Source organism: Capnocytophaga sputigena, assembly GCF_002302495.1.
Lineage (GTDB): Bacteria > Bacteroidota > Bacteroidia > Flavobacteriales > Flavobacteriaceae > Capnocytophaga > Capnocytophaga sputigena.
The window spans coordinates 2,361,351-2,380,823 of sequence record NZ_CP022379.1; the positions used below are offsets into that span (position 1 = coordinate 2,361,351).

The following is a 19,473-nucleotide window of genomic DNA, read 5'->3' on the forward strand; positions in this document are numbered from 1 at the left end:
ATAAACTTTGCCAAAGGTCATAAAGTTTGTCTTTCTACGACCTTTGGCAATTTTTTGTAGGATAATTAAATGTATGGTATTTTGATTCTGTTTTCTATTCTAAGGGTATAGCCTGTTTCTTCTTTGAAGTTTTTCATTCGTTGGAACTGACTTTCTTTGAATATAGGACGGGCTTTATTAGCTATATAAGCGCGTTTTTCTGTAAATTTATTACTTTGTTCTGTTTTCTCAAAATATTCAATAGTACGCTTTAATTGTTTTTCTCCATCTTTTACCCAATCATTTTTACTTTTCTTAGACTCTCTTTCTTTTAATTCTACAAAAACAACAGCTTTATCATACCAAAGCATACCGTCACAGCGGTTGTCCATTTCTTTTTTTTCTTTATCTCGCCAAATATCTATACAATAATCAATAGCGATAAAATGTACTTCTTTTAATTCTTCATTTTCTACTACAGCAATCCATTTATCTCCGTTTCGCTCATCAAGATAGGCAGGCTCTTTATTATCTTGTTCATCGCATAAACCAAAACGTTTCTTGTTTGAAACAGATTGACATTGGCTATTTAAAAAATCTATCTCCATTATTGTAAGTCTAAAAGGTCAGCAAAGAGTTCGTTAGTACGTCCTATTTCATCATTTAGAAAATTCTCGTCTGAAGGGATACCCTCGTAACTGTCTAAGAGTTCAACACTTCCTTCTTTTTCATTGAGTTGATAAATAGCCAAATCATCACTATTTACAACTGAAGAAATAGGTACTATCTTATTAAGTTGTTCTTCTTTTTCTGTTGTAACTCCTTGCTTTAATTTTCCTGCTTCCACTGCTACCGATACATAATTCACCAAATAAGGACTATGGGTTGTTATTATTAGTTTATTATCGGCTATTTCGTTATTGATTTTTAGCAAGCTATAAAGCATATCGCGTTGTGAAGTAGGAAAGAGGTTTTGCTCTGGCTCTTCAACAATATTGATAAAGGAAGTTTTGTTAAATTTTTTAGAGAGTACCGAAATAGCTATACGTTTTTGTTCGTCAGTAAATAGTTGTTCTATTTCTTTCCTAAATCTACTTATTTCCTCTCCACTCATACTAACTTTTATTCCACTATTTTTCCTTATTGTATTAACCAAATAATTTGACACCATATAAATAGGAGCAAAAGATTGGAAACCACTTGATGCTTCAGTCAGTTTTATTTTATAGTCTTCTCCTTTAAGACTTAATATATCATTTAACTTATCATAATCTAACATAGCCTTATTTATAGGCAACTCAAGACTTTTTACTATTTCTTTTGAATTATCAAACTCAGTAAGAAATTCTTTCAAAGCTTCTGAGGATAACTTTAATTCTTTAGGACTTTTTACATAAGCTATAAAATTTCGTTCGGAAGGCACATACATTATCTGAGGTAAAGAATAATTATTGTTTTTCTTTTCCTCAAACTTTAAAAACTTATTCTCATAAGTAATAATATAAGCTTCCCCTTTATATAGGATAAAAGTATTTTCTTTCAGATAATTTTCAATGCGATGATATGGTAAGAAAGTATTTTTAAATCTATTTTTCCTTTCAAACCATTTTCTATCATAATCACCTCTCACTAAGGCCTTTTCTATCCACATAAAGGTAGCTATTAACTTAGCAACAGTACTCTTGCCACTGCCTTGATTACCTATAAAAAAGGTTACTTTTTTAATCTCTATAGGAGCATTATGCATTTTAATAGCTCCAAAATGCTGAATAATGATACTACTCATGTTTTCTGTAAAGGTTTAATTTTGGGCACAAATATACAACAAAAAACTGCCCCAAACAATTTGAGGCAGTTTTTTATTTGCTAATTTTTAAAATTTGCTAATTAACGAATGCTTGCTTTGAGATATTCACGGTTGAGGCGTGCAATATTTTCAAGTGAAATACCTTTAGGGCATTCTACTTCGCAGGCTCCTGTGTTGGTACAGTTACCAAAACCTTCGTGTTCCATTTGGTTTACCATATTGAGTACGCGCTCAGTAGCCTCTACACGACCTTGAGGAAGGAGGGCAAATTGTGATACTTTGGCAGCCACAAACAGCATAGCCGAAGAGTTTTTACAAGTAGCCACACAAGCTCCACAACCTATACAAGCCGCAGCGTCCATAGAACGGTCGGCATCGCGTTTAGGGATAGGAATAGCGTTAGCATCTTGGGTATTACCAGAAGTGTTTACAGAGATATATCCTCCTGCTTGTTGAATGCGTTCAAAAGCAGTTCTATCTACTATCAAGTCTTTAATAACTGGGAAAGCAGTAGCGCGCCAAGGTTCAATAGTAATGGTGTCACCATCTTTGAACATACGCATGTGCAACTGACAAGTAGTTACCCCACGGTCGGGTCCGTGAGCTTCCCCATTGATGAAGAGCGAGCACATACCGCAAATACCTTCACGGCAATCGTGGTCGAATGCTACAGGTTCTTCTCCTTTTTCAATGAGTTGTTCGTTGAGTACATCCAACATTTCCAAAAAAGACATATGGTCTGAAATGTTGGTTACTTTATAATCTACCATACGACCTTTCTCTTGCGAGTTTTTTTGTCGCCACACTTTGAGTGTTAGGTTCATCGTTGCCATATCTTTCTATTTATAACTACGTTGTTTCAATTCAATATCTTTAAATACAAGAGGTTCTTTATGCATTACCTCTTCACTAGGGTTGTAAGTATTCACTACTTCTTTAGGATTACCAGTGTATTGCCAAGCGGCTACATAAGCGTAATTCACGTCGTCGCGGAGGGCTTCCCCATCAGGAGTTTGATACTCTTCGCGGAAGTGACCACCACAAGACTCGTTGCGCTCTAAAGCGTCTTTAGCAAATAGCTCACCAAGTTCAAGGAAGTCGGCTACACGACCCGCTTTTTCAAGCTCTACGTTCATACCAGTGAGTTCACCAGGTACTTTTACGTTTTTCCAGAAATCTTCGCGTATTTCGCGTATTTCTTTGATAGCTTCTTTCAAGCCTTCGGCGTTACGTGCCATACCTACTTTATCCCACATCACTTTACCAAGTTTCTTGTGGAAGTAATCTACAGAGTGGGTACCTTTATTGTTGATGAAGTAAGCCAAGCGCTCTTTTACGATGCGTTCTGCTTCGTCAAATTCAGGGCTGTCAGTAGGAATTTTACCAGTACGGATATCAGCGGCTAAGTAATCGCCGATAGTGTAAGGTAATACAAAGTAACCATCGGCTAAACCTTGCATCAAGGCTGAAGCCCCTAAGCGGTTAGCTCCGTGGTCGGAGAAGTTAGCCTCACCGATAGCATAACAACCAGGGATAGTGGTCATCAAGTTGTAATCTACCCAAATACCACCCATAGTGTAGTGAGTAGCAGGATAAATCATCATCGGTGTTTTGTAAGGGTTTTCAGCTACAATCTTTTCGTACATTTGGAAAAGGTTACCGTATTTAGCTTCTACGATTTTTTCACCGCGTTTAATAACTTCTTCTTTAGTAGGTTCTACGCCGTGAATTTTACATTGTTCTTTACCATAACGCTCGATAGCTGAAGCAAAATCCAAATAAACAGCTTCACCTGTTTCGTTTACTCCATAGCCTGCATCACAACGCTCTTTGGCAGCACGTGAAGCTACGTCACGAGGCACGAGGTTACCGAAAGCAGGATAACGGCGTTCCAAGTAGTAATCGCGGTCTTCTTCAGGGATTTCAGTAGGTCTTTTGCGTTTTTCGCGTATTGCTACTGCATCTTCCATTTTCTTAGGCACCCAAATACGTCCGTCGTTACGCAAAGATTCGGACATCAAAGTCAATTTAGACTGATAGTCGCCTGAGCGAGGGATACAAGTAGGGTGAATTTGAGTGAAACAAGGGTTAGCAAAGTAAGCACCTTTTTTGTGAATTTTCCAAGCTGCAGTAGCGTTAGAGCCCATCGCATTGGTTGAAAGGAAGTATACATTACCATAACCACCAGAGGCGATAACCACAGCGTGAGCAGAGTGGCGTTCAATTTCACCAGTAACAAGGTTACGAGCGATGATACCACGAGCTTTGCCATCTACAATTACCACATCAAGCATTTCGTGGCGGTTGTACATATCAATTTTACCACGAGCAATTTGGCGGTTCATAGCTGAATAGCAACCAAGCAAAAGCTGTTGCCCTGTTTGCCCTTTGGCATAGAAAGTACGAGAAACCAATACCCCACCAAAAGAGCGGTTATCTAAGAGTCCGCCGTAATCACGAGCAAAAGGAACCCCTTGTGCCACACATTGGTCGATGATATTGCCAGATACTTCAGCAAGGCGATACACGTTAGCCTCACGAGCGCGGTAGTCACCCCCTTTTACAGTATCGTAGAACAAACGATAGTTAGAGTCGCCATCGCCCATATAGTTTTTAGCGGCATTGATACCCCCCTGAGCAGCAATAGAGTGCGCACGGCGAGGAGAATCTTGGTAAGCGAATGCTTTTACGTTGTAGCCTAATTCAGCAAGGGTAGCTGCAGCCGAACCACCAGCCAAACCAGTACCTACCACAATCACGTCGATATTACGTTTGTTAGCAGGGTTTACGAGGTTGATATGGTCTTTATATTTCGTCCATTTGTCCGCTATAGGACCTTCAGGAATTTTAGAATCTAATGTACTCATAAGATTAAGCTGTTAAAAATTTAATGTAATGGAAGAGGGCTATGAAGATAAAGCCTCCGCAGATAATGTAAGAATACCAATTACCTACGCTGCTGATGAGTTTTTTGCGAGCGTCGTCTTTCCAGCCCATAGATTGGAAAGCAGATTGGAATCCGTGTAGCAAGTGCAAGCACAAGAACACAAAGCACAATACATAGAATCCCACACGTAGAGGGTCGTGGAATTTCTCTACTAATTCATCGTAGTAGCGGGTAGGGTCTGGAGCTAATTGCTCGATGTACTTGTAATTCATTTCACCTACCCAAAAATCATAGAGGTGAAGCCCTAAGAAAAGGAGAATTACAATTCCCGAAATGATCATATTACGAGACATCCAAGTGGAGTTAGCGCCCCCGTTGTAGCTGTAATATGCCTCACTACCACGAGCTTTTTTGTTTTGGATTTCCAAGACAAATCCCATAATGAAATGGAATAACACCCCAGCGAGCAATACAGGTTGCATAGCAAACTGAATTAGCGGGTTAGTGCCCATAAAGTGGGATAGCTCGTTGAAAGTACTCTCACTAATCACTGAGGTAAGGTTTACCGCCAAGTGAATGATTAGGAAGAGAATGAGAAAGAGTGCCGAGAGAGCCATCGCCACCTTTCTTGCAACAGATGTTTTAAATAATCCTGCCATTCGTTTTATAGTTTTTTTATATATTTACGTTAAATAATTTCGCTACAAAAGTAAGGCTTTTTAATTATCTATACAACAAAAAAATACACAAAATAACTAATTTATATTCGGTTTAAAGAAGAAGAAGCGAGTTACTCATTGAATGTAAGGATTTAACAAATTTTAGGAATTAGAAATTAGAAGTTAGCTACTGAATTGTCAAATTGTCAAATTAACTAATTGTTTGATCTCTTTTTCGGTGTTAAAACTATGCAAACACACCCTCAAGCGCTCCTGACCAGCAGGTACCGTGGGGGCTAAAATGGGCAATACCCCTATGCCTTGAGCTTGCAAACGCTCAGCAAGAGCTTTCACGCGATCGTTACCGCTTACTACCATTGCTTGTATAGCTGAATCGGAAGGTATAAATCCTTCAATGCCGTATTGGATTATCAACGATTTGAAATATTCTATATTGTGGTGAAGAGCATTCATAGCCTCCGTTTGTTGCAACTGTTCGTAACCTGCGCGAATAGTCGCTACACTATGCGGACTCATAGCTGTTGTATAAATAAATGAGCGTGAGAAGTTTACCAAATATTGTATCACCTCATCATTAGCAACTACCGCTGCTCCGTGAGCCCCCAAGCCTTTGCCAAAGGTGACAATGCGCGCGAAGATTTCAGTTTCTAATCCTAAGGCTTGTACTAATCCACAGCCGTGTTTGCCAAAAACACCTATAGCGTGCGCCTCGTCCACTGCTATATAAGCACCATATTGTTGCGCTAAAGCTACCAAGCGCACTAAATCCGGACTATCACCATCCATTGAAAAAATACTTTCAGTAGCGATGAGCACTGTTTTGTCACCCGTTGCAAACTTTTTGAGCAATTTTTCTAAATCGTCTAAATCGTTGTGTTTGAACTTATACGAATGTGCTAAACTGAGTGAAATGCCATCGCGTATAGAAGCGTGACTATAACTATCATATAAAATCACATCGCCACGACCTACGATGCAAGAGAAAAAACCTACATTGGCATCATAGCCTGAATTGTACAGAAGAGCCCCTTCAGCGTTATGAAAATCAGCGATATAGCGTTCGGTTTCTGTGAATAAATGAGAGTTTCCCGATAGCAATCGCGATCCTGTTGCGCCGTGAGGAGTTGTGTCGCTTATCAGTTGGCTAACACGCTCAGTGATAGTGGGATTTGTGCTAAAACCTATATAATCATTAGAGTAGAAATCAATAGCAAACGAGCGTTCACTAAGTTTGCGCAAGGCATTGTTCTTTTGGCGTTCAGTTAATTTTTCTCGGATGTGTTTCATATTGCAAAAGTAGAAAATAATGATGAATTACGAATGACAAATGACGAAAATTTGTTACCTTTGCCACATTCTAAGGCTTCCGAAGAAGAGTTTAAAAAGCATAACTATTACAATATCCCCGATTTTAAACAAGTGTGGGAAGATACGCGCTATGGTGGTACTTGGTATCCTGGAATGCCTGAATGAAAAAGCAAACTTTTCTAATTCTCTAATTTGCTAATTAACAAATTATTTATACCTTTGCCCATTGTAAAATTTTAACTTATCACTTTTAACCTTTAACTTTTATGAAAAAATTGTATTCGATGCTCCTCAGCATTTTTCTATCAGCAGGTTTTACCGCTTGCAATCAACCTCAAACCAACCCTAAATCTGAAAATTCTAATACGCCTATCAAGGTAGAAACACCTCAGCGCACGCAAGGTCAAACTGATGTGTTGAACCTTGTAACCGATAAGTTAGACACCGTACGTGTGGGGATTATCGGTCTTGGAATGCGCGGTTATAGTGCCGTGGAGCGCTATATGCACATTGAGGGCGCTAAAATTACCGCTATTTGTGATATTCGCCCTGAAATGGTGGAAAAATCTCAACAAGTAATTGAAAAAGCAGGTCGCCCACGTGTGCCGCAATACACTGGCAGTGAAGATGCTTGGAAAGCCCTTTGTGAACGCCCTGATGTTGATCTTGTTTATATAGTAACCGACTGGAAGCACCACACCCCAATGGCACTCTACGCAATGCAACACGGCAAACACGTGGCTATAGAAGTACCTGCAGCGCTTGATATGGATGAGATTTGGGCGCTTATTGATACAAGTGAAAAAACACGCCGCCACTGTATGATGCTCGAAAATTGTGTGTACGATTACTTTGAGATTACAACTCTTAATATGGTACAACAAGGACTCTTAGGGGAGGTGATTCACGGTGAAGGCTCTTATATCCACAATCTCGATGAGTTTTGGACAGAATATTGGAATAATTGGCGTCTTGATTATAACCATAAACACCGTGGTGATGTATACCCTACACACGGTATAGGTCCTGTTTGTCAGGCATTAAATATCCACCGAGGTGACAAGATGAACTACTTGGTTTCGGTAGATACTAAACCTTTTAGAGGTAAGGAAGTATACCAAAAAGTAACAGGTAAAGACGCTGCTGATTTTCAAAATGGCGACCTTACCATTACAATGATTAAAACTGAACAAGGTAAAACTATTCAAATTCAGCACGATGTAGTAACCCCACGCCCATATTCACGTATGTATCAACTTACTGGTACTAAAGGTTTCGCTAATAAATACCCTATGGAAGGCTATTTGTTACAGCCCGAAAGTGTGGCAAAAGCTGAAGTTCCTAATCACGAAAATCTATCGGCTCACAACTTTATGCCTGAAGATGCTAAAAAAGCGTTGATGGAAAAATACAAACCACGCATATTGAAAGATTTGGAAGAACAAGCTAAAAAAGTAGGCGGACATGGCGGCATGGATTTCATTATGGATTACCGTCTTATCTACTGTTTGCGCAATGGTTTGCCTTTAGATATGGACGTATACGATTTAGCCGAATGGTGCTGCTTAGCACCTCTTTCTAAACTGTCACTCGAAAATGGCAGTGCTCCAGTAGAAATCCCTGATTTCACTCGTGGTGCTTGGAATAAACAAAAAGGCTATAAACACGCGTTTGTTAATTAGTATCCCCTCCCCTTTCCCTCCCCCAAGGGGAGGGGGTAGGATAATATATTTTTTTAACTATTTATATTGCATTCTCCCCTCCTTGGGAGGAGGTGGGGAGGATTATAGAGCTTATGTCAAATGTATTACGCCTTCCTGCGGAACAACTCTACGCTAAGGAATTAGAGGCTTTAAAAGAAGAGGATAAAAAACAAGAAAAGCCCATAGGCTGGCAATTGTCGCCTAAAGCTGTGCTGAAATTTGTAACTGGTGGTACTGCCTGCGGGGTGGAAATTACTCCTAAGTACATCGGTCATAATCGCTTGGTGGAAATCGCTATAGCTACACTCCTTACCGACCGCTCTTTGTTGCTCATAGGTGAGCCAGGAACTGCCAAGTCGTGGCTTTCCGAAAACCTTACAGCTGCCATTTGTGGCGACTCAGGCAAAGTGATTCAAGGTACTGCGGGTACCAGTGAGGAGCATATACGCTATTCGTGGAACTACGCAATGCTTTTGGCTAACGGTCCATCGCACGAAGCCTTACTTAAATCACCTATTTATCGCGCAATGGAGACAGGAACTGTTGCTCGTTTTGAGGAGATTTCGCGTTGTGCTTCCGAAGTACAAGATGCATTGATTTCTATCCTATCGGAGAAAAATATAGCCATTCCTGAACTCAGTGAAGAATTGCCAGCTCAGCGTGGTTTCTCTATTATTGCCACAGCTAATACCCGCGACCGTGGTGTAAACGAAATGTCATCAGCACTTAAAAGACGTTTCAACATCATTGTGCTACCTGCTCCTGCTACTTTAGAAACTGAAGTATCTATCGTAACCAAACGCGTAGCCGAAATTTCTAATAACTACAAGCTGAAAGCTGCCTTGCCAAGCAATGAAGCCATAGAGAAGATTGTAACAATTTTCCGCGAATTGCGCAAAGGAGCTACTTTAGATGAAAAACAAAAACTCAAATCGCCTAGTGGAGTTATTTCTACCGCTGAAGCTATTTCGCTTATCACCAATAGTATGGCATTAGCAGGTAGTTTTGGTAACGGCACTGTTACCGATGAAGATTTAGCATCGGGATTGCAAGGCGCTGTAGTGAAAGATGAAGATAAAGATAAAATGGTGTGGAAGGAATACCTTGAAAATGTAATGAAGAAACGCGGAGCATCGTGGCGTGAACTCTACAACCAATGTTCGGCAATGAACAACTGATAATTATTACATTGGTATATTGGCAAAATTGCACATTTCCACATAGTAATAAATAAGCGAATTGTATTCAGGATGTGCCTGCATCCACTGATGCAAGATAGGTATAAAGGTGGCGATAATTTCTTTATCGCCACTTTTTAATATATGTTTGCTATAAGTTCGGTAAATTTGTTCTGCTAAAGGTGTTATAAGCGTACCTTGGTATGATTTAGGGGCAAAATCTTCAGCGCGCAGAAAAGGCATTACATCAGTAATTACTTCCAAATATTCATCGCGGTCTTTGTAAACTTTGTGCAACTGCTCTGCTAAGGCAGAAAATGCTTCAGAAGGCATCGTGAAATACATACCTTTCAAACTCTCGTACAGCACATCAATGAGTGCTATTCTTCCTGTTTTGCGCAGCTGAGCGAAGAGTTTTACATATTGCCAAAGCAGTTGGTCAGTGATGAGTACTTCTTCAGAACTGAAATGCAGGTCTTTGAGGGCTTGTACATATTGTAGGAAAACATCTAAATCGTTTTCGGCTACTGCCCTCTTGCAAAAATCGTAATACACCCAGCCCAACGAATATTTGTTGATACTGCTATCGTTTTCCTTAAATTCCTCGAGAGCAATACGCAATGCTTCATCCAATTCACCTGCCTTTCGCAAAGCTGTTACCTCACTTACCATCATTTTTTTACAACTCTAAAAAGGGTGATTTTCTCATTGCCCGAAGCAACCATAGTTTGTTCATCTACAAAAAGGAGTGCGTGATAGGATTTATTCGAAAGTTGTTGCCAACTTTTGCCTTGGTCGTTAGAGAAGAAAAAACCATTAGGTGAAGTTGCCACCAAAGCATTCCCCTCACTATTAGGGATGTATTGCACACAACTGGCATAGCCAATAGCCTTGTCGGTCGCGATAGGCTGCCATGTTTTACCTCCATCAAAAGTGAGTGCACCAGAGCCTTTGCGCTCTGTAGGTTGTTTATAATCACCACCGAGAACGATGCCCTGCTGGTCGTTGTAGAAAGCTATGGTGAAAGCCCCTTGAGTAGCTGAACCTTGGGCGAGAGGTAAGGTAGCGAGGTCTTGCCATTTATAGCCCTTGTTGTCCGAGAACAACACCCTACTTTTGCTACCGCCTGTCACTACCCATAGTTTGTTGCTATAGTGCGCCAAAGCCGAGTTGCTAGCAGCGAATACACTTTCACCCTCTTCGAGTTTGGGTGATTGTGACCACGTGAGTTTCGTCCATTGTTGTCCACCATTGAGCGTTGTTACTACCGATAGACGATTGTCAATAGGGTCGCCTATAGCGATGCCAAATTGGTCGTCCGTAAAGCGCAATACATCGTAGAATACATCAGGGTGTTCCTCGCGATATACTTCCTCCATACCACTTTGTTCAGCTTTGTAAAGCAATGCAGGGTTACCGATAGAGAGCATAAAAAAGTTCTGACTCGTAGCTGCCACAGATCGGAAATCCGAAATGACCCCGCGATTCTTCAAGTTAGAAGTCGCAATAGTTTGGTTTTGAGTGTTGATAAAGCCAAAGGTAGCGTCGGAGCCTGCAAAAGCCACGTTTTTCTCTAAGAGCACCATTGCTCGCACACTTATCTTCTCTAACGGAAAGGACTTTACTTCTACCAATTCGATAGTAGTGTCCTTATAAGGATTGGAGTGCTTACACCCCGCGAGGCAAAGCAATATAAAAATAATAGCAATATGTTTCATATCTCAGTGATAAACAAAGGCAAAGATAATGTTTTTGGTTGGAATAACAAAGAAAGGATGTGTTTTTCCTTCAAAATGTTGTATCTTTGTCGCATCACACATTCAAATAATTTCTCATTTTCTAATTACTTATGTATATCCGTTCCTTAAATATTACCACTGATAGAGTGCAAGGATTTCCTTATAATACTGAAGCTGTGCGCTATGCTAAACATATCAATCTTGATCAGCCCGTAACATTCATTGTAGGTGATAATGGGGTGGGTAAATCGTCTCTTATTGAAGCTATTGCCTACAAACTCCACTTAGCTCGTATCAACAATACGTTAGGCTTTCAAGAAGAATCGTTTGAACCTATTGCTGAGCTCGCAGAAGATTTAGAACTTGATATGATACGCGATGGTCGTGGTTTTTTCTTTCGATCAGAGGATTTTGGCGATTACGTAATTAAAGGTAATATTTTTGATTCGTTTGAAAGTCAAAATCCTACCTATAAGAATATGATGTTTAACTACGGACAAAATTTAGCGTCTTTTTCTCACGGAGAAGCCTTTTTGCATATCATTACTCAACGTGTAAAGCGACAAGGAATCTATATTTTTGATGAGCCAGAAAGTGCCCTTTCGCCCTTACACCAACTATCACTCATCTACTTCATACGCGAACATCTCAAGAAAGAGCGTTCACAGTTTATCATCGCCACCCATTCTCCAATCCTAATGGCAATGCCCGATGCACTAATCTATGAAGTTACCAAAAATGGAATGCAAGCTACCCCTTTGCAAGAAGTAGAACATTATATCATTACTAAAACTTTTTTGAACAATCCTAAGGCGTATTTTAGAGAAGATTAGAGAATCTTTACCACTTCCCCTAAATCTAAATACACTAAATATTTTCCTTTTACTTGCCAGCCTATGGCTGTTAGGTTTTGTTGGTAATGTTGTAGTTGGGTGCGGTATTGATCGTTGGGTTGTCCGGTTTTGTAATCTATGATATAGACTTCGCGAGTGGTGGGGTTGTAGGCAAGTCGGTCGGGACGGAAATAGTTGCCATTAGCATCTATAAACTCACGTTCCATAAAGTATTCGTAGTCCTCACTAAAGAAGGGTGCTAAAGTGCTGTCTCTGAGTAATCGCACCATTTGGGGGTGCAATAGCTCGTATTGTTCGGCAGTGAGAGTACCCTCTTGTAGCGCATCGTTGAGTACAGTGTCGAGGTCGGTGGCATAAGTGATTTTTGAGAATAACTCGTGAATGAGGTTACCGCGCTCCAAGGCTTCTTGTTGGTGAGTGTCCCATAGCAGGGAAGCTCCCGTCGCAATCTTGTAGTTCGGCTGCTGCCAACCTTTTTGAAAAGGAATAGGTGATTCTTCAGCTGCTGCTTTCTCCTTCTTCTCAGGAAATACAGGGTTCCCAAAGGTATATTCCACTACATTCTCATTCCACTGTTCGTTTTTTTCTAAAAACTCTTTAAAGAGCGTGCCATACGTTCCAGCACTGCCTTTGGGGAGTGAGGTGATTACGTATAGGAACGATTCGGGGCGCGTCATCGCTACATATAGCACATTTAGCTGGTCGAGGAGGTTTTGTTCGTGCAATTGTATCATCAGTTCTTCGGCTTGCGGGGCGTAGTTCACTAAACTTTTATTGCTGTTTATCAGCAGATAGTCAAAACCGTTAAACTGTTCGTGATCTACAGGAAACCAAAGTTTTTCGGTGTGTGTATCAATGAGTTTGCTATCGGCGAAAGCGTAGATAATCACGGGGGCAGAAAGCCCTTTACTCTTGTGTACTGTCATCACCGTAATAGCGTTTAACCCTTCGGGTGAACTGATACTGAGTTTTTCTTGCTGGTCGTCCCAAAACTCCAGAAAATCGGCTAAGCCTCCTTTGCGCGCATTCTTAAAATCGAATACAATATCCATAAAGTGAGTGAGATAAGCATCGGAAGGACGGGCAAGATCAAAGCAATTTACTGCCAAAGCTACCCCTTCATACAGAGAATATTGGTTGAACAGCTCTATAGAAAACTGGAAATCGGCAAGGAAAGTATTTACGGGCTCCTCTACATATTTGCTGAGGAATAAGTGAGGGTCTTTAGTTGATTTAAAGCGCAGATAATCAAAGAGTAATTGCAGTTTGAGTTCTTCACTTTCGGGGTGGTATAGCAAACGCAACAAGGTAACGAGAAACTGTACTGATGCCACGTTTTTCAGCAATAGCGAATCGGGAGAAATTACATTTCTTTGGTGTTCTGAAAGGAAAGAAGCAACGGCAGCCCCTTCGCGGTTAGTGCGCACCAATATAGTAATATCCTTATCGGCAGCCCCTGCACGGTTAGCATGTTCTATTTTTTCTAAAATGGCTTCACAATAGCTGTGTTCGCGCGGTGAGAGTATAACGGCATTGCTGTTGTTATTCTCTTCCGTAAACATATCCTCTTCTTCTGTAGTGATAAACGAGAGATTGAAATAGCCTTTGGGTAAGGATTGTTCTTTTTTGTTTTTGGGATATTCTTGTGCAGCGTTTTTATAAAGGTTTTTGTAAGTCTCACTTTGGAAAAGGTCTGCTGCAAAGTTGAAAAAGAGGTTGTTGAAATCGATAATGGCTTCTAAACTTCGGAAGTTTTTGTCGAGGTCTTTTACTTCTCCTTTGATGAGGAAAGGGTTTGCTTCATTGTTATACAGACTCATAAACTGCTCAGCCTTGCCTCCTCGCCAACGATAAATCGATTGTTTGGCATCGCCTACAAGCAATACCGACCCGCGTTGTTTGTTTACCTCACTTTGTACTGCATTGAGGATAAGCGGTATAAAGTTCTGCCATTGCAGCACTGAGGTATCTTGAAACTCATCGATGAAATAGTGACGGAATTTCTCGCCAATACGCTCGTAGATAAAAGGTACGGGTTGGTTGCTGAGTTCTGAAGAAATCACCCCGTTGAACTCCCATATAGGCAAGATGTTTTCTTCTTCTTTAATGTTTTCTATTTCTTTTTGTATGCGGTTGAGCAAAGCCAAAGGCACAACATATCTCAGCGCGTTGTTTGCAAAGGCAAGGGTGCCAAAAGCCTCTTTGATAGCCAAAAACAGGTTGGCAATCACCTCTTGCAAACTATCGATAAGGGCAGTGTCGTACTTCTTAACTGCCGAATTAGCATAAAGCGGTTCGCCTTGTAATAGATTGTTTTGCCAACCAACGCCCCACGAAGGTTCCTTAGGGTTGTTGGCGGTCAGTTTATCGAAGAAATCGTATAAATAACCTCTGTTAAAAGCACCTCTGTCTAAATTGTGGTCGCGCATCAGTTGCATAAAGTCATCAGCGGAAGTTTTAATCGTTTTTGAGGCATTGTTGCGCTGGTTGAGTAGGGTGTTTTTAAGGGCTTTAAAATCAGATATTTCCTTGTCTTTCAGCAATTGTAAAGGCTCATAATAGTTTTCGTTAGTGAGCATTTCGGCTACGTCAAGCAGTTCTTTAGTAGTATCCCAACTCTTGTCGTCATCTATTTTTTCGTTGGCAAAATCGATGAGTAGCTGGGTGAGTTCAGTATCATTCCCTGCTTTACTCATCAAATTATCCACCGCGCGCTCCAGTAAAGCCTTGCTATCCAATTGTACTTCAAAGAAAGGATTGAGGTGCAAATCGTGTGAAAAGCGGCGTATCAGTTGGTGGTTGAAGCCATCAATGGTGCTGATATTAAAGGCTGCGTAGTTGTGCAGTATATGCTCCAAAGTTTTAGCTGAACGCATTCTCAGTTCCTCATCGGGGAGCTTCAAATCCTTTGCTAACTCGCTAAACATAGGGTGAGGATTGGTGAGCATTTTGTCCTCACTGAATACGCCTAAAAGCTCAATGATGCGGTTCTTCATTTCAAAGACCGCCTTATTGGTGAAAGTAATGGCAAGCAATTGCCTAAACAAATCGGGGTATTTGCTGCCGAGGATAATTTGCAAGTAAGCCTTTACGAGGCTATAGGTTTTTCCAGAGCCTGCCGAGGCGTTGTATATAGTATAATTTGCTGGTTCAGTCATTTGTTGATTGTTAAAACTGTGCTGCAGGAGCGGTATCGTTATTGAGTTTTTTGTCTATAGAGTTGTTTTTTCCTTTAGAGAAATCATAGCTAACACCGAAGACTAACATATTGCGGTTGTTCTCTATGTGGGTATAACTATGTTGGTTTACCAAACCTTCGTAACTGCTCTTCATCTTGTATTCCGAAGGCATTCCTAACCAAAACACGCCACCTTTAAGTGTCCAATTACCTAACTGGTATTCTATAAAAATATCATTATTATTTTCATAAGTGCTCATCGTATTCCCATCTATGTAATAAACAGGAAAATTGAAACTGTAATCAATCCTCAAATCTTTATAGGTAAAAGTAAGTGATAGGTTGTTGTCGATATAATCATTGCGAGCGCGTAGTCCAGCTTCAGTAACCAAAGTTTCACGTGTAGGGGCTATATTAGCCGAAAATACAAATAAATCATTCTTTAATGGTTTGAAAGTACCATCTAATGAAAAGCCAAACTCCTCGTGATATTTACTGTTTTCATAAGTGCTGAGTAGTCCGTTGCGCACGGGGTCTTTGATATAAATATCAGTAATCACACGTTGAGTATTTTTGTAGAAGGGTTGAAGGTTAAAATCGGTGTATTCATTGTTGAAAGTATACGAAAGTCCAGTCCAAAATATATGTTGTGATTTTAGGTAAGGATTTCCTGTCTCCAAAATGTTCGGCGCTTGCTGCACTATATTGCTACTGAGTTCTGCACTACGCGGACTGCGGGGTACATAGTAACTTGTGAGGCGCAAACTCTGGTTATTAGCTAATTCATACCCCAACACTACTTTTGGGGTAAATACCCATTCGGTAAAAGTGTTTTTGGCACTACGGTTATGGGTGTGGGTAAGCCCAGCACTGGCTCTGTACATAAAATTAGCCTTTTTGCCTACAAACTCGGTGTACAAATACTGATTGGTATAGGTAACATCGTAAGCCGAAGTACCTGCCAAGTTACGTAAGTCGTTGTTGATAAAAGTACTGCTAATGCGGTAGCCCGAATTGAGTTTGCCTATATCAAACTGATGAGTATGTGCTACTTCACCTACCCAACCGCGTTGTTTTACTTTCAAGTCCATATCATCGTTGTACACATTTTGTGCAGTTGAGGTCACCCATTCCTTTGAGAGGCTCTCTTTGCTTGTGTTGTAATAACTCCCCACGACGTTCACGCTCAATTCATCACGTTTGCCTAATTTTTTAGAGAAGTATAGGTCTACTTTGGGGCGCAACCAGTGGTCGTGACTTTTACCTGATAATGTGTGATGGCTAACCGTTGTACCTTGTGTAAATAGATTTATGCCGTTGCTATGTGCAGAGCGATTCAAAAGCTCCATTCCTGCTTTAACTTGAAAATTGTAGTTTTGTGGTACTACTGCGCTATAACGCACCGAAGCGTTGTGCGCATTATAGCTAAACCCTGATTTTGACTGTTGGTCGTTTGCATAACGCACACCTGATAGTTCATAATCGGAATGTTTTTCATAATGTCTGTTGTTGTAATCGCGAAACTCCAATTTGTATTCCACTCCCAATGTATGTTTCCCTTTAGTGTAGTTACCATAAGCCGAAGCATCTACAAAACCCGTAGTAAGTGCCGAAAGCCCATCTACCCCTACCGAATACCCCTCTTTAGCCGAACGAGTGATGATGTCCACTACTGTGTCAGCCCTATTGCTCCAGCGCGCAGGCGGAATATCGTAATAGTCAATTCGTGCCACGTTTTGAGGAGCGATACCGCGTATTTGTAAGTCAGTTGCCTCTACACCGTTTATCAATACCAAGAGCGTACCCCTTTTAAGGGTAGCAATCTGGTTGGTTACAGGATTGAGGTGCAGGTTGGGTAAACTGCGCAAGAGGTCTTTGGCATAACGAGCTTGTTTCACAGCTTTCTTTTCAAAGGTAAAACTCGCCTTATCGGTATACTGTGTTTTGCGCTGTGCTTTTACAATTACCTCATTGAGCACAATTGTATCCAAAGGTGTTTCAGACACTACTTCTTGCGCTGTAGTGGTCATAAAATAAACTAATAGTAAGGTGGTTAAAAGGAGTTTCATATTTTATCCTGCAAATTCATCTAACATATCCAAAGATGGTACAAAGAAAAGTGTTCCTGTTTCGGCAGTGCTGAAATCTAATAGGCGGTCGTAATTGCCAGCGGGATTGCCTATAAACATATTGGTAAGCATCTTTTCTACTGTACTAAACGTATTGGCATAGCAGATGAAGTAAGTACCCATTTGGTGACTTATAGGGTCGTGGAAAGGCATATTGTCTCTCACTACTTTTAAGTCATCGCCTACATTAGCAAGTGCTGAATGGGAATTTGACGGTTTGGTGTCGTCGTCCATTTCTATATCCATTTCTTTGCTACGTCCTATTACTTTTTCTTGTTCGCTAACGGGGAGCGCACGCCAAGCGTTCATATCGTGTACGTATTTTTGTACGAATAGATAACTTCCTCCTTGATAATCGGGGTCTTCATTACCTACTACGGCAAACTGTTCGCGTTCTGCGCCACGTGGATTTTCGGTGCCATCGACAAAGCCAATGATAGCACGTCCGTCCCAATATCTAAAACCTTGTACATTTACAATACAGTTGGCAATGGGTTGCATTACCTCGCTAATGGCAGCTGCCATATCGTAAGCCAAACTTTGGTTGTGTGCGCGGATATGAAAATGCAAGTCGCCTTCGGTGGCTACAGCCGTGTGTTTACTCCCCTTGATAGGCTGAAAATCTTTGAGTTCTTTAGGGAGCGGTTTGGGTAGCCCCAAAGCAAGCCACGCGCTGTGGCTAATGCCTATGGTTACACTGGCACGACCTTCGGGAAAGCGGTCGGCTACCGAGTTGTTGAGGTTGCCTACCAACCCACATACTTTTTCAAAAGTGCTGTTTAGTAGTTTTTTCGTTATATTCTTCTTAAATGCCCATACCAAAAATACAGTATTGTTATTAGGCAAATCAGTTACATTTTGATAATTCATTATTTTTATTTTTAGTTGTTAGCAAATCGGTAAATTATCTCACGACTCTTTCTTGACGATTGATAGACTCTTGGTGAATGGCTTTAAATACCTGAATAACAAACTCTTCACTGAGATTGCGTTGTTCGCCTTCTAAAATCATTTTGCCAAGGATTTCGTGCCAACGGGTGTTTTGCAAAATGGCTACGTTGTTTGTTTTTTTCAAACCGCCAATCTCATCGGCGATATCCATACGTTTTTTGAGTAAATCCAATAACTGCTCATCAATAATATCGATGCGTGAGCGCAAATTTCCTAACTGACTTACATAATCTTCTTCTGAGGCAGATGTTTTTCGAATACGCAAATCGTTCATTATTTCAACAAGGCGCTCGGGGGTGACTTGCTGGGCAGCGTCGCTCCACGCGGTATCAGGATTGCAGTGGGTTTCAATCATCAATCCCTCGAAATTGAGGTCGAGAGCTGTTTGTGATACATCGAATATCAAATCGCGTTTGCCGGTGATATGTGAAGGGTCGCAGATAATTGGCAAATTAGGGAATTTGTTTTGCAGTTCAATCACCAATTGCCATTCAGGAATATTGCGGTATTTGGTTTTTTCGTAAGTAGAGAAACCGCGGTGTATCACCCCTAAATTCTTAATACCCGCACGTTGCAGGCGTTCTAAAGCTCCTATCCACAAAGGAAGGTCGGGGTTTACGGGGTTTTTTACTAAGATAATCTTATCAGTACCTTCTAATTCATCGGCTATCTCTTGAATGATAAAAGGGCTCACGGTAGAGCGCGCACCTATCCACAACATATCGATATTGTGTTCTAAAGCGAGCTTTACGTGGTCTTTATTAGCTACTTCGGTCGCTGTTTTTAAGCCTGTTTCTTCTTTTACGTGTTGTAGCCATTGGAGTCCTAAGGCGCCTACACCTTCAAACATACCAGGACGGGTACGAGGTTTCCAAATTCCAGCACGGAAGAAAGATACATCGGTATTTTTGAGGCTATGCGCTATTTTTAGCACTTGTTCTTCGGTTTCGGCACTGCAAGGTCCCGCAATCACTACGGGGTGGTTGAGGTGCAAATCGTCTAACCATTTTCTGTTTTCTTTTGTTATTTCCATTGTATTATTAGGTCTCAGGAGTCAGGTTTCAGGGGTCAGGGGTCAGG

The 19,473-nt window shown here is 40.9% G+C and carries 16 protein-coding genes; 4 read left to right on the forward strand and 12 right to left on the reverse strand.

Annotated features, from left to right (window positions below; translation table 11 throughout):
• Positions 1-65: 65 nt before the first annotated feature.
• The 6 genes from CGC57_RS10665 to CGC57_RS10690 form a co-directional block, all read right to left on the reverse strand.
• Positions 66-587: a hypothetical protein gene (locus CGC57_RS10665; RefSeq protein ID WP_095899106.1), complete on the reverse strand. Its 522-nt coding sequence runs from the start codon at positions 585-587 to the stop codon at positions 66-68.
• A complete protein-coding gene (locus tag CGC57_RS10670) occupies positions 587-1,765 on the reverse strand; it encodes an AAA family ATPase (protein WP_095899107.1) in 1,179 nt (392 codons plus the stop codon). The genes CGC57_RS10665 and CGC57_RS10670 overlap by 1 nt, the downstream gene beginning before the upstream one ends.
• Positions 1,766-1,866: 101 nt before the next feature.
• Positions 1,867-2,619 carry a succinate dehydrogenase/fumarate reductase iron-sulfur subunit gene (locus CGC57_RS10675; protein ID WP_002677206.1) on the reverse strand — a complete coding sequence of 251 codons (753 nt, stop codon included), beginning with the start codon at positions 2,617-2,619 and terminating at the stop codon, positions 1,867-1,869.
• Between the two features lie 6 nt (positions 2,620-2,625).
• Entirely contained in the window at positions 2,626-4,653 is a 2,028-nt protein-coding gene (locus CGC57_RS10680) for a fumarate reductase/succinate dehydrogenase flavoprotein subunit (protein WP_095899108.1), read from the reverse strand.
• A 4-nt stretch (positions 4,654-4,657) separates the two neighbouring features.
• Positions 4,658-5,332 carry a succinate dehydrogenase cytochrome b subunit gene (locus CGC57_RS10685; RefSeq protein WP_002677443.1) on the reverse strand — a complete coding sequence of 225 codons (675 nt, stop codon included), beginning with the start codon at positions 5,330-5,332 and terminating at the stop codon, positions 4,658-4,660.
• 198 nt (positions 5,333-5,530) lie between these two features.
• Complete coding sequence (locus tag CGC57_RS10690; RefSeq protein ID WP_095899109.1) at positions 5,531-6,640, reverse strand: aminotransferase class I/II-fold pyridoxal phosphate-dependent enzyme; 1,110 nt, start codon at positions 6,638-6,640, stop codon at positions 5,531-5,533.
• Between CGC57_RS10690 and CGC57_RS10695 the strand changes: the two genes are divergently transcribed.
• The 3 genes from CGC57_RS10695 to CGC57_RS10705 all read left to right on the forward strand — a co-directional run bounded on the left by CGC57_RS10695 (position 6,632) and on the right by CGC57_RS10705 (position 9,542).
• Positions 6,632-6,826 carry a hypothetical protein gene (locus CGC57_RS10695; protein ID WP_095899110.1) on the forward strand — a complete coding sequence of 65 codons (195 nt, stop codon included), beginning with the start codon at positions 6,632-6,634 and terminating at the stop codon, positions 6,824-6,826. The two genes, CGC57_RS10690 and CGC57_RS10695, sit on opposite strands and share 9 nt — an antisense overlap.
• Before the next feature lie 101 nt (positions 6,827-6,927).
• Positions 6,928-8,343, forward strand: coding sequence for a Gfo/Idh/MocA family protein (locus CGC57_RS10700; protein WP_040360666.1), 1,416 nt, complete (start codon positions 6,928-6,930; stop codon positions 8,341-8,343).
• A 113-nt stretch (positions 8,344-8,456) separates the two neighbouring features.
• Positions 8,457-9,542 carry an ATP-binding protein gene (locus CGC57_RS10705; RefSeq protein ID WP_002677472.1) on the forward strand — a complete coding sequence of 362 codons (1,086 nt, stop codon included), beginning with the start codon at positions 8,457-8,459 and terminating at the stop codon, positions 9,540-9,542.
• A gap of 6 nt (positions 9,543-9,548) precedes the next feature.
• Here the strand turns inward: CGC57_RS10705 and CGC57_RS10710 are convergent, their stop codons facing one another.
• The gene (locus CGC57_RS10710; RefSeq protein WP_095899111.1) at positions 9,549-10,217 is read right to left on the reverse strand and encodes a hypothetical protein; all 669 of its coding nucleotides are present in this window, start codon (positions 10,215-10,217) and stop codon (positions 9,549-9,551) included.
• Positions 10,214-11,260, reverse strand: coding sequence for a WD40/YVTN/BNR-like repeat-containing protein (locus CGC57_RS10715; protein ID WP_095899112.1), 1,047 nt, complete (start codon positions 11,258-11,260; stop codon positions 10,214-10,216). The genes CGC57_RS10710 and CGC57_RS10715 overlap by 4 nt, the downstream gene beginning before the upstream one ends.
• Positions 11,261-11,391: 131 nt before the next feature.
• On the opposite strand from CGC57_RS10715, the gene CGC57_RS10720 reads away from it, so the two are divergent.
• Positions 11,392-12,114, forward strand: coding sequence for an AAA family ATPase (locus CGC57_RS10720; RefSeq protein ID WP_095899113.1), 723 nt, complete (start codon positions 11,392-11,394; stop codon positions 12,112-12,114).
• Here the strand turns inward: CGC57_RS10720 and CGC57_RS10725 are convergent.
• From CGC57_RS10725 to CGC57_RS10740, 4 genes are read right to left on the reverse strand one after another with little or no spacing between them, the layout of a single operon-like run.
• Positions 12,111-15,293, reverse strand: a complete 3,183-nt coding sequence (locus CGC57_RS10725; RefSeq protein ID WP_095899114.1) for a UvrD-helicase domain-containing protein — start codon at positions 15,291-15,293, stop codon at positions 12,111-12,113. The two genes, CGC57_RS10720 and CGC57_RS10725, sit on opposite strands and share 4 nt — an antisense overlap.
• A 10-nt stretch (positions 15,294-15,303) precedes the next feature.
• Positions 15,304-17,382: a TonB-dependent receptor plug domain-containing protein gene (locus tag CGC57_RS10730; RefSeq protein ID WP_095899115.1), complete on the reverse strand. Its 2,079-nt coding sequence runs from the start codon at positions 17,380-17,382 to the stop codon at positions 15,304-15,306.
• A 3-nt stretch (positions 17,383-17,385) separates the two neighbouring features.
• Positions 17,386-18,312, reverse strand: a complete 927-nt coding sequence (locus CGC57_RS10735; protein ID WP_095899116.1) for a Dyp-type peroxidase — start codon at positions 18,310-18,312, stop codon at positions 17,386-17,388.
• 34 nt (positions 18,313-18,346) lie between these two features.
• Complete coding sequence (locus CGC57_RS10740) at positions 18,347-19,426, reverse strand: bifunctional 3-deoxy-7-phosphoheptulonate synthase/chorismate mutase type II (RefSeq protein WP_095899117.1); 1,080 nt, start codon at positions 19,424-19,426, stop codon at positions 18,347-18,349.
• Between the last annotated feature and the right edge of the window lie 47 nt (positions 19,427-19,473).